The sequence below is a fragment of the Streptomyces sp. NPDC041108 genome, from assembly GCF_055592645.1.
Genome location: NZ_JBVIYK010000062.1, coordinates 1 through 1,021, shown reverse-complemented (window position 1 = coordinate 1,021; position 1,021 = coordinate 1). Strand labels below are relative to the sequence as shown.

2 protein-coding genes are annotated in these 1,021 nt (G+C 66.3%); both read right to left on the bottom strand.

The window, feature by feature from the left end; genetic code table 11:
• The coding region (locus tag ACZ6BB_RS42225; protein ID WP_471620383.1) for an alpha-amylase family glycosyl hydrolase at window positions 1-530 on the bottom strand (530 nt) is incomplete at its 3' end.
• Window positions 527-1,021: alpha amylase C-terminal domain-containing protein (locus ACZ6BB_RS42220; protein ID WP_471620382.1), on the bottom strand; the 495-nt coding region annotated here is incomplete at its 5' end. The genes ACZ6BB_RS42220 and ACZ6BB_RS42225, both read right to left, overlap by 4 nt.

Here is a 1,021-nt window from a genome sequence, read left to right as displayed (position 1 = left end):
TACTGCTTGCGGACGGGGTCGAAGGTCCAGTTGGAGGCTTCGGTGTCGACGAAGATGATGCGGGCGCCGGGGAACTGTTTGTCGTCGTCGGCCCAGACGTAGTAGTCGCCGTAGGGGCCGTCGGGGTCTTTCCTGGACTCCTGGAACCACGGGTGCTGGTCGCTGGTGTGGTTCATGACGAAGTCGATGATGACGCGCATGCCGCGTTGGTGGGCGGCGTCGACGAATTCGACGAAGTCGGCGAGGTCGCCGAATTCGGGGAGGACGGCGGTGTAGTCGGAGACGTCGTAGCCGCCGTCGCGCAGGGGGGATTTGAAGAAGGGCGGCAGCCAGATGCAGTCGATGCCGAGCCACTGCAGGTAGTCGAGTTTGGCGGTGAGGCCCTTGAGGTCGCCGACTCCGTCGCCGTTGCTGTCCTGGAAGGAGCGGACGAGCACCTCGTAGAAGACGGCGCGTTTGAACCAGTCCGGGTCCCGGTCCTTCTGCGGAGTGTCCTCGAAAGTGTCCGGAATGGGTTTGTTCGTGGTCATGGCGTGGCTGACCCTCCGGTCCGCGACGAGGGGGACGTGCTCCCGGCGGGCAGTTGGACGTGGAGGACGTGCGCGGGTGTCCGGCCGGGTTCCAGCCGCACGTAGTTCGTCCTTCCCCACCGGTAGCTCTCCCCGGTCAGCTCGTCGCGCACGGGCACGTCCTCGTCCGCGCCGAGGCCGAGTCGCGCCAAGTCCAGCGTGACCGTGGCCTCCTGGGTGTGGTGGGGGTCGAGGTTGACGACCACCACGACCGCGTCCGAGCCGGTGCGCTTGCTGTACGCGATCACCGCGTCGTTGTCGGTGTGGTGGAAGCGCAGGTTCCTGAGCCCGTGCAGTGCGGGGTGGCGCCGTCTGATGTCGTTCAGCGCGGTGATGAGGGGCGCGATGGTACGTCCCTCTCGTGCGGCTGTGTCCCAGTCGCGGGGACGGAGTTGGTATTTCTCGGAGTCGAGGTATTCCTCGCTGCCGGGCTTGAGGGGGGTGTTCTCGCA